The organism is Schauerella aestuarii, from assembly GCF_009866805.1.
GTDB classification, from domain to species: Bacteria; Pseudomonadota; Gammaproteobacteria; order Burkholderiales; family Burkholderiaceae_B; genus Schauerella; species Schauerella aestuarii.
Map to the genome: position 1 here is coordinate 797,314 of NZ_SIZW01000039.1, position 14,591 is coordinate 811,904.

Sequence of the window (14,591 nt, forward strand, 5' to 3'; positions counted from 1 at the left end):
TCGTTTTAGTGCAATACGTTCGTTATAAACGAATTGTGAGGAGATCCGCCATAGTTCCTTTTGGCCGCTGCCCTGCCGGGCAGTACTGCTGCTGCGCTATACCCGTTGGCACTTGGGGCAGTAATACGTCGCCCGTTGGCCTTGCACGATGCGCTTGATGGGCGTTTCGCAAACGCGGCAGGGCTGCCCATCGCGCTCGTACACCGCGGCGTGGATGGTGAAGTAGGCACCGGGCTCACCACTGGCGCCCACATAGTCGCGCAAGGTGCTGCCGCCCGAAGCGAGCGCGTCGAGCAGCGTGCTGCGGATAGCTTCGAACAATCGTTGGCAGCGCGCAAGCGACAGCTTTTGCGCGGGTGTGCGCGGGTTGATGCGAGCGCGAAAGAGGCTCTCGGAAGCGTAGATATTGCCCACGCCGACCACGGCATGGCCGGCCAGGAGGGCTTGCTTGATGGCCACGCGCCGGCCTTTGAACTGGTCGTGCAGCCACTTGGCATCGAAGCGCGGATCGAAGGGCTCGATGCCCAGGCGCGCGAGCAGGGGATGCGATTCGATCGGTCCGGCTTTGGCGTCGTGCCACAGCACCGCGCCGAAGCGCCGGGGGTCGTGCAGCCTGAAGATGGCATGCGGAAACACCCAATCCACATGATCGTGCAGTCGCGGCGGCTCGTCGGCGGGCACCCGCCGTAGCGAGCCCGACATCCCCAGGTGCACAATTTGCGTACCGTGGGCAAACCGCAAGAGCAGGTATTTGCCGCGGCGCTCGCAGGCCAGCACCGTCTGGTCCGCCAGCAAGGCAGGCAGTTCGGGCGGTATGGGCCAACGGAGGTGCGGGTGGCGGATAACGAGATGGGACAGGCGATGGCCTGTCATCACGGCGTCGATTCCACGCCGGGTCGTTTCGACTTCGGGCAGTTCCGGCATGAGCCAGTGTAAGATCATCCAATGTATGTACTGATTGTGCCATCAACCGGACGGGCCGCGTGAAGTCGTCGCAGAAACTCTTGAATATCGGATTGACCGCGCTGTTTGTAGCCCTGGTGGGAATACACAGCGCACCCCTGCACGCCGCCGAAAGCCGGCCGCGTGACGCTACCGGTCCCCGGATGGGTCCCAAGACGCAAAAGCCAGAGACGGAAGTCATCCGCCTGCGTTCGGGGCAACTGCCGCTCGTCACCCTGACCTCGGATGTGTTCTATCGTGTGGTGAGCGCTGAAATCGCGGCGCAGCGCGGCATGCTCGGTGTTGCCGGCACCACGATGGTCAATCTGTCGCGCGACACCAGCGATCCACGGCTTGCCCGCCGCGGGTTGGAGTTCTTCCTGGCTGGCGGCAACCTGCGCGGTGCGCTCGAAGCCTCGCGCGCCTGGTCGCGCCTGTCGCCCAACGATATCGAAGCCAATTCGACTGAGCTCGCCTTGTCGGCCGCCAATGGCCAGACCGAGGGCTTGGCCGAAGCGCTGCGCGTCCGGATCGACGCCTCCAAGGACAAGCCGGCCGCCATCGGCCAGGCGCTGGCCGTGTTGAGCCGCCTGAATGACAAGCGCATCGCGTTCCAGATCCTCGACCAGGCCTTGAGCCCGACGGCGCGCAAATCGCCGGCCGCATTCCTGGCGCTTTCCGATGTGGCGCAGGCGGGTGGCGATACACCACGTGCGCTGGCCGAGGCGCGCAATGCCTTGCGGGTGGACCCGAACTCGGAGGAAGCGGCGCAGCGGCTGCTCGAATACGGCATGGTTGCCGATCCGGGCCGTGCTCAGGCCGATGCCCGGGCGTATATCGCCCGGCATCCCGATGCGCGCAAGTTGCGGCTGATGTTGGCTGGTCAGTTGGCCGACACCGGCGATTACGACGGTGCCCTTACCGAGCTGCAGGCGATGTCCAAGCAGTCGCCGGAAGACTTCGATCTGCTGTCGCTGCAGGCGCAAGTGGCCTACAAGGCCGGTCGCGCCGATCAGGCCAGATCGTTGCTCGAGCAATATCTGAGCGTGCAGAACCAACGCGAGCAGGCCACTGTGCCGGGCGCGAGCGACGCGGGCGCAGCGGCTGCCGATGCGCATGCGATGCTGGCCAAGATTGCAGAAGACCAAGGCCGCTATGACGACGCCGTGGCGCAGCTGGACCAGATCGACGATCCCTCGTTGCGCTATTCGTCCACCGTGCGTCAGGCCGGTATTCGCGCCAAGCAAGGCCGCGTGGCCGAGGCCGTTCGCTTGATCGACACCGCCGAGCCGCTGGATGACGACGAGCGGGTGATCGGTGTGCTGGCCAAGGCGCAGATTCTGCGCGATGCCGATCAGCTCGACGCTGCCGTGAAAGTGCTGTCCGATGCGGATCGCGCCATTCCCGATAGCGTCGAGATCAAGTACGAACTCGCCATGACGGTCGAGCGCCAGGGCAAGTTCGACCAGCTCGAAAAGCTGCTGCGCGAAGTGATCGCGCTCGACCCTGACCATGCGCATGCCTACAACGCCTTGGGCTACACGCTGGCCGACAACAACAAGCGCCTGCCCGAAGCGCAGTCGCTGATCGGTCGCGCCATGGAACTCAAGCCCGGCGACCCGTTCATCATGGATAGCATGGGCTGGGTGAAGTACCGCCTGGGCGATAACGCTGCCGCCATCGACTTTCTGCGCAAAGCCTACGTGCTTCGCCCCGAGGCCGATATCGCCGCTCACCTGGCCGAAGTGCTGTGGGTGGACGGCAAGCGCGACGAAGCGCAGAAGCTGCTGCAGGGCGCCTATGAAAAGGATTCGACGAATAAAACGCTCAACGACACGATCCAGCGTTTGGGTGTGAAGTTATGAAGGGTTGGCGGGTAGCGATTGCAGGCGCGTTATGCCTGATGTTGGCGGCGTGCGTGACGCCAGATCGTATCGGCGGCTCGGGTCGCGCCGATGAGTTCAGCCGGGTAGGGCGCTTCGCCCTCACCGTGACCGAGCCGGACGGCAAGCAGGATGCGGTGCAAGGCGGTTTCTCCTGGCTCGACGAAGGCGATCGGTACGTGCTGGATCTCACCAATCCGCTTGGGTCGACCCAGGCCCGCGTCGAGGGCACGGCGCGCGGCGCGACGCTCACGCGTGCCAATGGCGAGGTGCTACAAGCCGACGATCCCGATGCCTTGGCCGAAGATGCGCTGGGCAGCCCGGTGCCGGTATCCGGCATGCGCGATTGGCTGCGCGGCCGTACGGCGCGCCAGCCCGCCGCCACGCAATTGCAGAGCGACGCGCAAAATCGTCCCACATCATTCCAACAGGGCGGCTGGCAAGCCAACCTGTCGCGCTATGACGCGCAAGGCCCGCAACTGCTTGTGCTCGAACGCCGCGTCGATGGTCGTCGGGTTGTGGTTCGCCTCGTCGTCAACGCGCCCTGATTGCATGGCGGACGGCGTATCGCGCCGGTCTGTTTTTTGTATCGCGCGCCGCATCCTGCGGCGCGTTTCGTTTGAATTGCACCCGTGACGCTCTACGACATCCCGGCGCCAGCCAAAATCAATTTGTTCCTGCATGTGGTGGGCCGTCGCGCCGACGGCTATCACTTGCTGCAGACCGTCTTCCGTTTCATCGATCTGCAAGACACCTTGCATATCGAGGTGCGCCGCGATGGGCAGATCACGCGCGCCTACGATCTGCCTGGCGTGGCTGAAAACGACGATCTCTGCGTGCGGGCCGCACGGGCCCTGCAGGCCGCGACCGGCTGCACGCAGGGCGCGCACATCGACCTGGTCAAGCGCATCCCGGCAGGGGGCGGGCTGGGGGGCGGATCGAGCGATGCGGCCAGCGTGATGATGGCGCTCAACCGGGCGTGGAACACGGGCTTGTCGCGCGAAGCCTTGATGGCGCTGGCGTTGCCGCTGGGCGCAGATGTGCCGGTTTTCATCTTCGGGCAGTCGGCATTCGCCGAAGGCGTGGGCGAAAAACTGACCGCTGTGACGTTGCCCGAACGGGCGTATGTGATCGCGCAACCCGACGCTTCCGTGCCGACAATGTCGGTTTTTAGCGACCCCGATTTGACAAGGGATTCGCCGATGATCATAATAGCGGACTTTCTTGCACGGCCCACTTCTGACTTCGGTCGGAATGATCTGGAACCGGTGGTTTGCAAGCGTTTTGAGCCTGTCTCGAATGCCCTGCGAGCCCTGAAACAGATGGGAGTGGCTGCGCGAATGTCGGGTTCCGGTGCGTGTTTGTTTGCCGAATATCCCTCTTTCGCAACAGCCGTTTTGGCAGAGCAGGAAATTGCCGCTACAATGCGTGCCGCAAGTCGAGGTTCTGCAATCTCACCTGGCCGGACAAGCGGGAGGGCAAGCACAGATGATGTGTATGCCGCCGCCCGATTCAGGTTGCTGCAGTCCTGCTCCGGTCTTGACGAGCATCCGTTGCGGTATTGGATTGCTTGATTGTTGGGGAGTCGCCAAGTTGGTTAAGGCTCTGGATTTTGATTCCAGCATGCGAAGGTTCGAATCCTTCCTCCCCAGCCCGAATTCATAAAAATATTAAAAAAAGCTGTTGAACATGCCCGTCTGATACTGGCCCGGTTCAGCAGCTTTTTTTGTTGGTACGTATTAAATCCGGCGTCTCTCGCGCCGCGCCTTTTCACTCGACAGCAGCACCGCTCATGCCAAACGACAGCTTCATGATTTTCACCGGGACGGCCAATACACGTTTGGCCGTCGACGTGGTCAACCATCTGGACATGTCCTTGGGCAAGATGACGGTCGGCCGTTTTTCGGACGGCGAAGTCATGGTCGAGATCAATGAGAACGTGCGCGGCAAAGACGTGTTCGTGCTGCAGCCCACCTGTGCGCCTACCAACGACAACCTGATGGAAGTCATGGTGATGGTCGATGCCTTGCGCCGGGCTTCGGCCGGCCGCATCACCGCCGCCATTCCCTACTTCGGTTATGCGCGTCAGGATCGCCGCCCGCGTTCGGCGCGGGTGTCGATTTCGGCCAAGGTCGTGGCCAACATGCTGCAGGTCGCCGGCGTCGATCGCGTGCTCACAATGGATCTGCACGCCGATCAGATCCAGGGCTTTTTCGACATTCCGGTCGACAACATCTACGCCGGTCCGATTTTGCTGGGCGACATCTGGCGCCGCAATTTCTCGAATCTCGTGGTGGTGTCGCCCGATATCGGCGGCGTGGTGCGTGCCCGGGCATTGGCCAAGCAGCTCGAGGCCGACCTGGCCATCATCGACAAGCGTCGTCCGCGTGCCAATGTGTCGGAAGTGATGAACATCATCGGCGAGATCGACGGCCGCACGTGCCTGATCATGGATGACATGGTCGACACGGCCGGTACGCTGTGCAAGGCTGCCCAGGCGCTCAAGGAGCGCGGCGCCGGCGCCGTGTACGCATATTGCACGCACCCCGTGTTGTCGGGTGGCGCGGTCGACCGCATTGCGGCATCGGAACTCGACGAACTCGTCGTTACTGATTCCATTCCGTTGTCGGACCAGGCTGCCCAGTGCGGCAAGATCCGCCAATTGTCGTGCGCGGCATTGCTGGGCGAGACCATTCTGCGTATCTCGAACGCCGAGTCGGTCAGCTCGCTGTTCGTCGACTAAGTAAAGCTTTCAGAATTGCGCGTGCCGCTGGTCGCGGCGGCACGTTCAGATGACGGCGGGCATGTTGCCCGCCGTGTCGCTAATCGGACGCCAGATCACGGTGTCCACTGTTTGGAGTTATCCATGAAATTCAATGCCACTACGCGTAGCGTACAGGGATCGAGTGCGAGCCGCCGCCTGCGCCACGCTGGCCGCGTTCCCGCCATCGTTTACGGTGGAACGAGCGAGCCCAAGAACATCGAACTCGATCACAATGAAATTTTCCACGCCCTGCGCAAGGAACAATTCCATTCGTCGATCCTGGAAATGCAACTGGAAGGCAAGAGCGAGCAGGTTCTGCTGCGTTCGGTCCAATGGCACGCCTATCGCCAATTGGTCCTGCACGTTGACTTCCAACGCGTCGATGCCAAGTCCGCTCTGCACACCAAGGTGCCCCTGCACTTCATCAACGAAGAATCGTCGCCGGCCGTCAAGCTCAACGCTGCTGTCGTGACGCACATCGTGACCGAACTGGAAATTTCTTGCTTGCCCAAGAACCTGCCCCCGTTCATCGAAGTGGACCTGGGCAACCTGTTGGTTGGCGAACCCCTGCACCTCTCGCACATCAAGCTGCCGAACGGCGTGACGTACGTCCCCCACGGCGCTGAAACCGACCCGATCCTGGCCTCGGCCAACGTGAAGGGTCCGCAAGAGATCGAAGAAGACGAAGCCGCTCCGGCTCAAGGCGACGACGCGCCCGACGCGCCGCAGGCCTGATAGACGCGATCCCCACCTTAAACTGGCGGATCGAACGAACCCTGCGCGTGCGCGATTCGCATGCGCAGGGTTCTTTTTTTGAGGTTTCAGGACAAGGGTTCAGCATGTCGACACCGATACGACTCATCGTCGGACTAGGCAATCCTGGTGCGGAATATGAGACCACGCGGCATAACGCCGGCTTCTGGCTCGCCGACCACGTGGCCGACGATCTGAAGGCGTCGTTTACCGTCGAGAAAGCATTCTCCGGTGCGGTGGCCAAGGCGCGCGTCGACGGCGACAACGTATTGCTGCTCAAACCCATGACGTATATGAATCGCTCCGGCCTGGCCGTGGGCGCGTTGGCCCGCTTTTACAAGCTCGTGCCCGAACAGGTGCTGGTGCTGCACGACGAACTCGATCTGCTGCCGGGCCAAGTCAAGATGAAGCAGGGCGGCGGTCATGCCGGTCACAATGGCCTGAAGGATATCCAGGCGGCGCTCGGCAGCCCCGATTTCTGGCGCTTGCGCTTGGGCATCGGTCATCCGCGCACGTTGAACCTGGCGCAGCAAGTGGCTGATTTCGTCCTGCATCCGCCGCGGCGTGAAGAACAGGCGGAAATCGATCGCGTGATCGATCGGTGCCGCGCCGTGATGACCTGGTTCTTGCTGGGCGATTTTGCCCGGGCATCACGGCAGTTGGCCGACGGCGGCGTGAAGTGAATACGCCGGGCGAATCGGTGCAGCCGACGGCACCCGAGCGGCCGCCTTCAAGGCCGCTGGGCGCGCGTTTTCGCGACGACGTGGTCGATCTGTGGCGTTTCATTCGCAAGCCGTCGCTCGGCCCGCGGCGGCCGGGCCGTCATGCGGGCTCGATCGGCGTGGCCGATGCGGTGTCGGGATTGGCGTGGCGCCGCTTGCTGGCCTGGGCGGCCGTGCTGTGGCTGTTGAACGCGGGCGTGTTGGGCCCCCTGGCCGTGCAGGCCGCATCGGCCGGCGGCAGCACCCACCGCCTGGATATGAACAATATTCCCTGGTTCACCGGCTTCCTGTGGGCACCGCTCGTCGAGGAACTCACGTTCCGCTACGGCCTGCGGCGGCCGCTGCAGGCGTTATGGCTGCTGCCGATTGCGGCGTTTGCCATGGTGAAAGGTCCGCAGACCTGGGCCGTGTGGATGATGGCGATCGCCATCCTCGTGGCATTCTGGACGCTGCGGGAAGGGCCTGTGCGCCGCGTGCGGGTGCATGGCTGGCGACGGCTGTACCGAAAGCATTTTGGCTGGGTGTTTTACGGCGCTTCGCTCGGGTTTGCTGCCTTGCACCTCGCGAACTTCAAGCTGGGCGCGATTGCCTGGTGGATGATGCCCGTACTGGTGCTGCCGCAGTTTGCGGCCGGCGTGGTGATGGGCTGGGTGCGGATGCGACGCGGTATCGGCGCCTCGATCGTGCTGCACGCCCTCTATAACGGCGGGCCATTGTTGTTGCTGTTCCTGGCGATGCAGGTCGTCTCGCCAGAAGCGTTGGGCGGCTAGGGCATCGCGCCCGAGGTCGCTCGAATCTCATTCGCCGGTGCAGGCGTTAAACTGCCCGGCTCAATCTTTATCTCGATGGATTTTTCTCATGGCATTGCAATGCGGCATCGTCGGTCTTCCCAACGTCGGTAAATCGACGCTTTTCAACGCGCTTACGCGTGCGGGCATTCCGGCGGAAAACTATCCGTTCTGCACGATCGAGCCCAACGTGGGCGTGGTCGAGGTGCCCGATCCCCGTTTGGCCAAGCTGGCGGAAATCGTCAACCCCGAGCGCATCCTGTCGGCCACGGTCGAATTCGTGGACATCGCCGGCCTGGTGGCGGGCGCCAGCAAGGGTGAGGGCCTGGGCAACCAGTTCCTGGCCCACATCCGCGAAACGGACGCCATCGTCAACGTGGTGCGCTGCTTCGAAGACGGCAACGTGATTCACGTGGCCGGCCGCGTGGATCCGATTGCGGACATCGAAGTCATCGAAACCGAACTGGCACTGGCCGACATGCAGACGGCCGAAAAGGCCCTGCATCGCTTCTCGAAGACTGCGCGCTCGGGCGACAAGGATGCCCAGCGTTTGGTGACGGTGATCGAGAAATGCATCAAGCAACTCGACGAAGCCAAGCCGATCCGCGCCTTGGGATTGACCAAGGAAGAGCTCGCCGATATCGCCCAGCTCTGCTTCATCACCGCCAAGCCCGCCATGTATGTGGGTAACGTGAGCGATGACGGCTTCAAGGATAATCCGCTCCTGGATCGCCTGACCGAATTCGCCAAGTCGCGCGGCGCGCCTGTGGTGGCTATTTGTGCCGCTATCGAGTCGGAGATCGTGGACCTGGGTGAAGAAGACCGCGTCGCGTTCCTTTCCGACATGGGCATGGAAGAGCCGGGCCTGAACCGACTGATCCGCGCCGCATTCAAGCTGCTCGGCCTGCAAACCTACTTCACCGCTGGCGTGAAGGAAGTGCGCGCCTGGACCGTGCCGATCGGCGCCACCGGCCCGCAGGCCGCCGGCGTGATCCATACCGACTTCGAGCGCGGGTACATCCGCGCGCAAACGATCGCGTATGAGGATTTCATCGCGTTCAAGGGCGAGCAGGGCGCCAAGGAAGCCGGCAAGATGCGCGCCGAAGGCAAGGAATACATCGTCAAGGACGGCGATGTGATGAACTTCCTGTTCAACGTTTAAGGTTAGGCGTTCAGGGCCGTCGCCTGGGTAATGGCGGCGGTGCAGGCGATAAACTGTGTCTTCCACCATCACCAGGATGAGACGCATGCTTCGCCCCGATATCACCCTCGAGTATCTGAACGCCCGTTCCGCGGATCGTCTGCCCGGGCATTACGGCTTCGAGGTCACCGCGTTCGACGAAGGACGTCTGGAGGCGCAGATCGAGCTTCAGCCCTGGATGATGGCGCCTAACGGGTTTCTGCATGCCGCCACGGTCATTCTCCTGGCCGACACCAGCGCAGGATATGCCACCATCGCCCATTTGCCGGAAGGCGCCAAGAACTTCACCACCATCGAGTTGAAAAGTAACTTCCTGGGTACGGCGAAAGGCGGTGTGCTTCGGGCCGAAGCGGTGGCCGAGCATCTGGGACGCAATACCCAGGTCTGGTCCGCGGCAGTGTTCAACGATCAAGGCAAGAAGACGGCGCTCTTTCGTTGCACGCAGATGGTGCTTTGGTAATAGGCTAGCGCTCAGCGGCGCATTGTGCGGAACCGTTTGCGGCGGTGTGGGTCGAACCCATAACCTGACGTCATTTGCTTTCAACGGCGTTGCGCCACATTGCGGTACAAATTAGTCACTTCCAATGCCGGGGCTGGCGCAAACCGACCCCCTCAATTTGATACGATAGGCCCTTCGCAGCGGCTTGCAGGCGCGCGCACGTAATGTGCGGCCCGGGCACCGCTCCTTAGGCGCCTCTGTTCTGCGCCGCTCCCGCACAATACTGATCGAGGTACCCACGAGGCAACGATGAAGACGTGGATCAAGCGAATACTGATAGGCCTTGTGGTTCTGATGTTGGTGTCGATCGTGGGCCTGGCAATATTCCTCCTCACGTTCGATCCCAACGCATACAAGTACAAGCTCGAAGAGCTCATACAAACGCGCTATCAGCGCACGTTGGCGATCGAAGGCGACATCGAGTTGTCGCTCTTCCCGCGCCTGGGATTGTCGTTGCAGGACGTGTCGCTGTCGGAAGTGAATAGCGACGAGACGTTCGCCTCGGTCGAGAGCGCTCGCCTTGCCGTGGCGATCTGGCCGCTGCTGTCCGACAATCTCGTGGTCGATCACGTGGCGGTCACGGGTTTCAAGGCCCGGGTGATTCGCGACAAAACCGGGCAATTCAATTTCAGTAATCTGGTGGGTGCCGACAATCACATGTCGCAGTCCGCTTCCGCCGACGCGCCGCGCGACCAGAACTCCGGTTTTCAGATCGATATCGCCGGCATGGATTTGCAGCAGGGCGATCTGGTGCTGCAGGATCAGATTACTGGCCGCGCGATCACGATCAATCGGCTTAACGCGAGCACCGGCCGCATCACCTTCAATCAGCCGTTCAACGTGAATTTGAATGCGCACCTCGAAGGCGGCAATCCGCGCATGGATGCCAATCTGACGGGGCAGGGCATGTTGATGCTCAACCCGGCCGCGAAGGAATATTCCGCGCAGAAGCTCGATATGCGGATTACCGGCCAATTGCCCGACGCGCAGGCCACCAGCCTGATCGCGCGCGGCAACGTGGCCTTCAATGGTCAAACGTCGTCGCTCAATGTGGCGGGCCTCGAATTGCTGTTCCAGGGCGATGTGACGCGCCCGGATCTGGCGATGAAGGGCGTGGACGCCAGCGTCTCGATTCCTCGTCTGGTGGCCGATCCATTCAAGCGCAGGCTGCAGATCGATCGTCTGGCAGTGCGCGCGCGCGGCGCGATGGAACGTGGGCCGTTCGAGCTCGCGCTGGATGCACCGTCGTTGAATATTTCGCCCGAGAAGGCGGCTGGTGATGCGCTTACCGGCCGGCTGCGTCTCGATGGCCCGAGTGGCATCGATACGAACTTCGGCCTCACGGGCATCAGCGGCAATGCCGCCGAGCTCGACATCCAGGAAGCCAAGCTCAACGGCACACTCAAACAGAACGACCGATTGGTGAAGTTTGCGTTTACTTCCCCGGTGTCGCTGGGCTTGTCGGAACGCACGGCCAGTATGCCGGCGCTGCGTGGCGACGTGAACATTACCGATCCTGGTCTGCCCAAGGGCAATTTGCAGATCCCGGTGATCGGCAGCCTGAGCGCCGATCTGGTCAAGGATCAGGCTGCGGCCAAGATCAATGCCGTGCTTGAAGGCGGTAAGTTCGATCTGACGGCGGACGTCGCCCGATTGTCCGATGCGCCGCGTCTGGCGTTTTCACTGGCCGTGGATGTGCTGGATCTGGACAAGCTCGTACCGCCGGCCGCCGCCGCTGCTTCGACGGCCAAGCCTGCGCCTGCCGCCGCACCGGCAGCAACGCCTGCGCCGGCACCTGCGGCTGCTGCGCCGTCCGCACCTGCTGCCGCGCCCGCGCCGGCTGCTGCGCCAACGGCCGCGCCCGATGCGGCCACTGCAGCCAATGCGCCCGCGGCGGCAAATGGCGCAGCGTCTACGGCCGGTGCCAAGCCCGCTGCAGCGGCCCCAGCGCAAGCGTCCACATCGGCTCCGGCGTCCACGTCGGCTGCTGCGCCGGCAGCACCTTCTTCGCCTGCGCCTGCCACATCGACCCCTGCGCCCACACCCGCGCCAACACCGACCCCCGCGCCGACGAGCACACCGGCTCCGGCAGCGCCGCCCGTCGACGACACGATCGACCTGCGCGCCTTGGTGGGCCCCACGGCGAGCGGTAGCATCAAGGTGGGCAAGCTTGTGGTACGTGGGATGAAGGCCGACGACGTCAGTGCCGACATCAAGCTGGAAAAGGGCAAACTCGATATCAGCACGCTTGCCGCCACGCTTTACGAAGGCAAACTCGCCGGCGTCGTGTCGGTGAATGCCTCTGAAAACAACAAGGTTGCGGCAAAGCTCTCGCTCGCCGGCATCTCGATCGAGCCGCTGCTCAACGACCTCACCCGCCGCACGTCATTAAGCGGCAAGGGTTCGGTCGTGTTGGACCTCACTACGTCGGGCGCCAATACCTACGCGATGACCAACAATCTGGCCGGTACGTTGCAGGCACGCTTGCGCGATGGCGCGGTCAAGGGCATCAACATCGCGCAAACGCTGCGTGAACTGAAGCGCGTCGTCACGGGCGAGGTTTCGCCAACAGTGGGCGTGGCCACCGGCGATGCCCAGCAAACCGACTTCACTGCACTGGATGCCGACGTTCAGTTCGACCGCGGCATCGGCACGGTCAAAAACCTCAATTTGTCGTCGCCGTTGCTGCGCATCTCGCAAGGCAGTCCTGCGACCTTCAATCTGGTCACACGCGTGGTCGATTTCGTGGCCCTGATTCGTGTGGTCAATACGCTCACGGGGCAGGACGGAGAAGGGCTGGAAGAATTGCGCAACGTGACGGTGCCGATCCATGTGGCCGGGCCGTTCGAAAAGCCGCTGTTTGCCGTGCAATGGCGGGGCGCTGCCGAAGAATTGCTCAAAGGCCGTGCCGAAGACAAGTTGCGCGAAGTGATCGAGAAGAACACCGGCGCATCGCCCGAGGCCGCCAAGGAGATCGGCAATGCGCTCAAGGGACTGCTGAAGCGATGACACCCGTGGTCTACACCCCGTTGGTTGAATGCGGTAGCGTGGCCGACGAGCGCGCCCAGGCGTACGACCGGCGCTGGCTGGTGGTGCATGAAGACGGGCGGTGGATGACGCAGACGCATTTTCCACAGCTCGCCGATGTGACCGTCGAACTCCGATTGGGGTATCTCGTGATCCGTGCGCCCGGCATGCTGCGCCTGGATATTCCGCTGGATGTGATCGAAGACGACGACAGCGTACGCTTCACCGCCATGGTGGGCGATCAGGAAATCGATGTCGTCGATGAGGGCGAACTTGCCACCGCGTGGATGTCGAGCTACTTGCGCCAGCCGTGCGGCATCATGAAGGTGCACCCGGATGTGGCCGAGGTATGCTGGCCGCGCGGGTAAAGCGCCAGGCGGCGGCGATGATCGCGGGTAATGGGCCGGTGATGAAAGCGGCTTATGCTTTGCCGGTCAGACGGCGATATTTGGCCATCAACGCATCCTGTCCCTCAACCCACTGCGGATTGAGTTCGATGCACTCCACCGGACATACGACCTTGCATTGCGGTTCATCGAAATGGCCCACGCATTCGGTACAGGCGTCGGGATCGATGACGTAGAACTCCTCGCCCATCGAGATGGCGTCATTAGGACACGGCGGCTCGCACACGTCGCAATTGATGCATTCATCGGTAATTCGAAGGGCCATGATCGAAACCAACCAAAAAGAGGCATAGACAGCAGGGCGGCACGTGCCGACACTGCTATCCGTCTATTGTAGACCTCTGGTCAAATCGGGTTGGATGGCAGCCCCGCCGGCGTTAGCCCGGCCAGGATTGCTCGCGCCGCTCGCTGGCCTTTTCGTGCATCCAGCGTTCGACCGAAGGAAACACGAACTTGCTCACGTCGCCGCCCAGTTGTGCAATCTCTCGCACGATGGTGCCGGAAATGAACTGGTACTGTTCCGACGGCGTCATGAACAGCGTTTCGACTTCGGGCAGCAGATGGCGGTTCATGCCGGCCATTTGAAACTCATATTCGAAATCGGAGACGGCGCGCAATCCGCGGACGATGACCTGGCCTTCCTGTTCGCGTACGAAATCCTTGAGCAAGCCGCCGAATGCTTTCACTTCGACGTTGCCGTAGTGGCCCAGCACTTCGCGCGCAATGCTGACGCGTTCGTCGATATTGAAGAACGGTTTTTTATTGCGGCTGTGGGCGATACCGACCACCACCTTGTCGAACAGCGAGGCTGCCCGGCGCACCAAATCTTCATGTCCGCGCGTCAGCGGATCGAACGTGCCCGGATATATGGCTGTAATCATGTGTACTCCTACCTTTATGTCACCTTCCTCCGAAGCGCAGATTATTGTCCCTTTTGCGCATTGCAGCAAATTCGAAGAAGGTGGAAGTGTACGGCGCCCGCTTTGCCTTGACGCAGTAGTGTGAATGGCGCCTCCGGCGTAAGGGGGGCTTCGGACTCCACATAGACTAAGCCATCGGTAGCCATCAAAGCCGGCAGGCGATCCCACAGTTTAGGCAACCACTCGGCATTGAAGGGTGGATCGAGAAAAATCAGATCGAATGCAGGCGCATCGAATCGATCGAGCGAGGCGAGGGCATCCGATTGCAGAATGCGGATCGCGGTGGCACCCAGCTTGTCGCGCAACGCGCGAATCGCGGCCACCGCCTTGGGGTCGCGCTCGACCATCTGCACGTGCGCCGCGCCCCGTGATGCCGCCTCGAAGCCGAGCGCGCCGCTACCGGCAAACAGATCCAGCACCTTGCGGCCCGCCAGATCGCCGGCCCAGAAATGGGCCAGCCAATTGAACACCGTTTCGCGCACACGGTCGGGTGTGGGCCGCAAACCGGCAATATCGAGCACTTCGATAGGGGTTCGGCGGTACTGACCGCCAACGATGCGAATATACTTCTTGCCCATGTTCCGCTTCTTCAAGAAAAAATCTCCTCCGCCTGCCGCGCCTGCTGAAAAGCCGGCCCCGCAGCCGGGAGTCGAGCACCCCGCCGAAGGCGTTCCGCCTGCGTCGG

At 62.3% G+C, this 14,591-nt stretch carries 13 protein-coding genes, 1 tRNA gene and 2 pseudogenes; 12 read left to right on the top strand and 4 right to left on the bottom strand.

Features of this window, described 5'->3' with window-relative positions:
• Positions 1 to 96: 96 nt before the first annotated feature.
• A complete protein-coding gene (gene mutM / locus EYW45_RS06520; protein WP_161134639.1) occupies positions 97 to 924 on the bottom strand; it encodes a bifunctional DNA-formamidopyrimidine glycosylase/DNA-(apurinic or apyrimidinic site) lyase in 828 nt (275 codons plus the stop codon).
• Between mutM and EYW45_RS06525 the strand changes: the two are divergent.
• From EYW45_RS06525 to EYW45_RS06580, 12 genes and pseudogenes are all read left to right on the top strand, one after another.
• Positions 923 to 2,807: pseudogene (locus EYW45_RS06525) on the top strand (tetratricopeptide repeat protein). The gene mutM and the pseudogene EYW45_RS06525 overlap by 2 nt on opposite strands.
• Positions 2,804 to 3,373 (top strand): lipoprotein insertase outer membrane protein LolB, encoded by a 570-nt coding sequence (gene lolB / locus EYW45_RS06530; RefSeq protein WP_161134521.1) that lies wholly within the window; start codon positions 2,804 to 2,806, stop codon positions 3,371 to 3,373. Before EYW45_RS06525 ends, lolB begins: the two are co-directional and overlap by 4 nt.
• 84 nt (positions 3,374 to 3,457) lie before the next feature.
• A complete protein-coding gene (gene ispE, locus EYW45_RS06535) occupies positions 3,458 to 4,399 on the top strand; it encodes a 4-(cytidine 5'-diphospho)-2-C-methyl-D-erythritol kinase (protein ID WP_161134522.1) in 942 nt (313 codons plus the stop codon).
• 4 nt (positions 4,400 to 4,403) lie between these two features.
• Positions 4,404 to 4,477: transfer RNA gene (locus EYW45_RS06540), tRNA-Gln, on the top strand.
• Between the two features lie 140 nt (positions 4,478 to 4,617).
• The gene (locus tag EYW45_RS06545) at positions 4,618 to 5,568 is read left to right on the top strand and encodes a ribose-phosphate pyrophosphokinase (protein ID WP_161134523.1); all 951 of its coding nucleotides are present in this window, start codon (positions 4,618 to 4,620) and stop codon (positions 5,566 to 5,568) included.
• 123 nt (positions 5,569 to 5,691) lie between these two features.
• Complete coding sequence (locus EYW45_RS06550; protein WP_161134524.1) at positions 5,692 to 6,324, top strand: 50S ribosomal protein L25/general stress protein Ctc; 633 nt, start codon at positions 5,692 to 5,694, stop codon at positions 6,322 to 6,324.
• A gap of 104 nt (positions 6,325 to 6,428) precedes the next feature.
• A complete protein-coding gene (gene pth / locus EYW45_RS06555) occupies positions 6,429 to 7,025 on the top strand; it encodes an aminoacyl-tRNA hydrolase (protein ID WP_161134525.1) in 597 nt (198 codons plus the stop codon).
• Positions 7,026 to 7,081: 56 nt separating this feature from the next.
• A complete protein-coding gene (locus EYW45_RS06560; RefSeq protein ID WP_161134640.1) occupies positions 7,082 to 7,834 on the top strand; it encodes a CPBP family glutamic-type intramembrane protease in 753 nt (250 codons plus the stop codon).
• An 88-nt stretch (positions 7,835 to 7,922) separates the two neighbouring features.
• Positions 7,923 to 9,014, top strand: coding sequence for a redox-regulated ATPase YchF (gene ychF, locus EYW45_RS06565; protein WP_161134526.1), 1,092 nt, complete (start codon positions 7,923 to 7,925; stop codon positions 9,012 to 9,014).
• A gap of 85 nt (positions 9,015 to 9,099) precedes the next feature.
• Complete coding sequence (locus tag EYW45_RS06570; RefSeq protein WP_161134527.1) at positions 9,100 to 9,513, top strand: PaaI family thioesterase; 414 nt, start codon at positions 9,100 to 9,102, stop codon at positions 9,511 to 9,513.
• A 288-nt stretch (positions 9,514 to 9,801) separates the two neighbouring features.
• On the top strand, positions 9,802 to 12,561 hold the full coding sequence (locus tag EYW45_RS06575; protein WP_161134528.1) for an AsmA family protein: 2,760 nt from the start codon (positions 9,802 to 9,804) through the stop codon (positions 12,559 to 12,561).
• Positions 12,558 to 12,947 (top strand): MOSC N-terminal beta barrel domain-containing protein, encoded by a 390-nt coding sequence (locus EYW45_RS06580; protein WP_161134529.1) that lies wholly within the window; start codon positions 12,558 to 12,560, stop codon positions 12,945 to 12,947. Before EYW45_RS06575 ends, EYW45_RS06580 begins: the two co-directional genes overlap by 4 nt.
• Before the next feature lie 52 nt (positions 12,948 to 12,999).
• On the opposite strand, the gene EYW45_RS06585 is transcribed toward EYW45_RS06580, so the two are convergent.
• From EYW45_RS06585 to rsmD, 3 genes and pseudogenes are all read right to left on the bottom strand, one after another.
• A complete protein-coding gene (locus EYW45_RS06585; RefSeq protein WP_161134530.1) occupies positions 13,000 to 13,251 on the bottom strand; it encodes a YfhL family 4Fe-4S dicluster ferredoxin in 252 nt (83 codons plus the stop codon).
• Positions 13,252 to 13,363: 112 nt separating this feature from the next.
• Positions 13,364 to 13,867, bottom strand: a complete 504-nt coding sequence (coaD, locus tag EYW45_RS06590; RefSeq protein ID WP_161134531.1) for a pantetheine-phosphate adenylyltransferase — start codon at positions 13,865 to 13,867, stop codon at positions 13,364 to 13,366.
• 19 nt (positions 13,868 to 13,886) lie between these two features.
• Positions 13,887 to 14,484, bottom strand: a pseudogene (gene rsmD / locus EYW45_RS06595) (16S rRNA (guanine(966)-N(2))-methyltransferase RsmD).
• Positions 14,485 to 14,591 lie beyond the last annotated feature (107 nt).

Bases quoted from the DNA above. Each gene is read 5' to 3' on its own strand.
- EYW45_RS06580 (WP_161134529.1), top strand. From the start codon at position 12,558: ATGACACCCGTGGTCTACACCCCGTTGGTTGAATGCGGTAGCGTGGCC.
- EYW45_RS06545 (WP_161134523.1), top strand. From the start codon at position 4,618: ATGCCAAACGACAGCTTCATGATTTTCACCGGGACGGCCAATACACGT.
- EYW45_RS06585 (WP_161134530.1), bottom strand. From the start codon at position 13,251: ATGGCCCTTCGAATTACCGATGAATGCATCAATTGCGACGTGTGCGAG.
- mutM (WP_161134639.1), bottom strand. From the start codon at position 924: ATGCCGGAACTGCCCGAAGTCGAAACGACCCGGCGTGGAATCGACGCC.
- EYW45_RS06575 (WP_161134528.1), top strand. From the start codon at position 9,802: ATGAAGACGTGGATCAAGCGAATACTGATAGGCCTTGTGGTTCTGATG.
- coaD (WP_161134531.1), bottom strand. From the start codon at position 13,867: ATGATTACAGCCATATATCCGGGCACGTTCGATCCGCTGACGCGCGGA.
- EYW45_RS06550 (WP_161134524.1), top strand. From the start codon at position 5,692: ATGAAATTCAATGCCACTACGCGTAGCGTACAGGGATCGAGTGCGAGC.
- pth (WP_161134525.1), top strand. From the start codon at position 6,429: ATGTCGACACCGATACGACTCATCGTCGGACTAGGCAATCCTGGTGCG.
- lolB (WP_161134521.1), top strand. From the start codon at position 2,804: ATGAAGGGTTGGCGGGTAGCGATTGCAGGCGCGTTATGCCTGATGTTG.
- ychF (WP_161134526.1), top strand. From the start codon at position 7,923: ATGGCATTGCAATGCGGCATCGTCGGTCTTCCCAACGTCGGTAAATCG.
- EYW45_RS06570 (WP_161134527.1), top strand. From the start codon at position 9,100: ATGCTTCGCCCCGATATCACCCTCGAGTATCTGAACGCCCGTTCCGCG.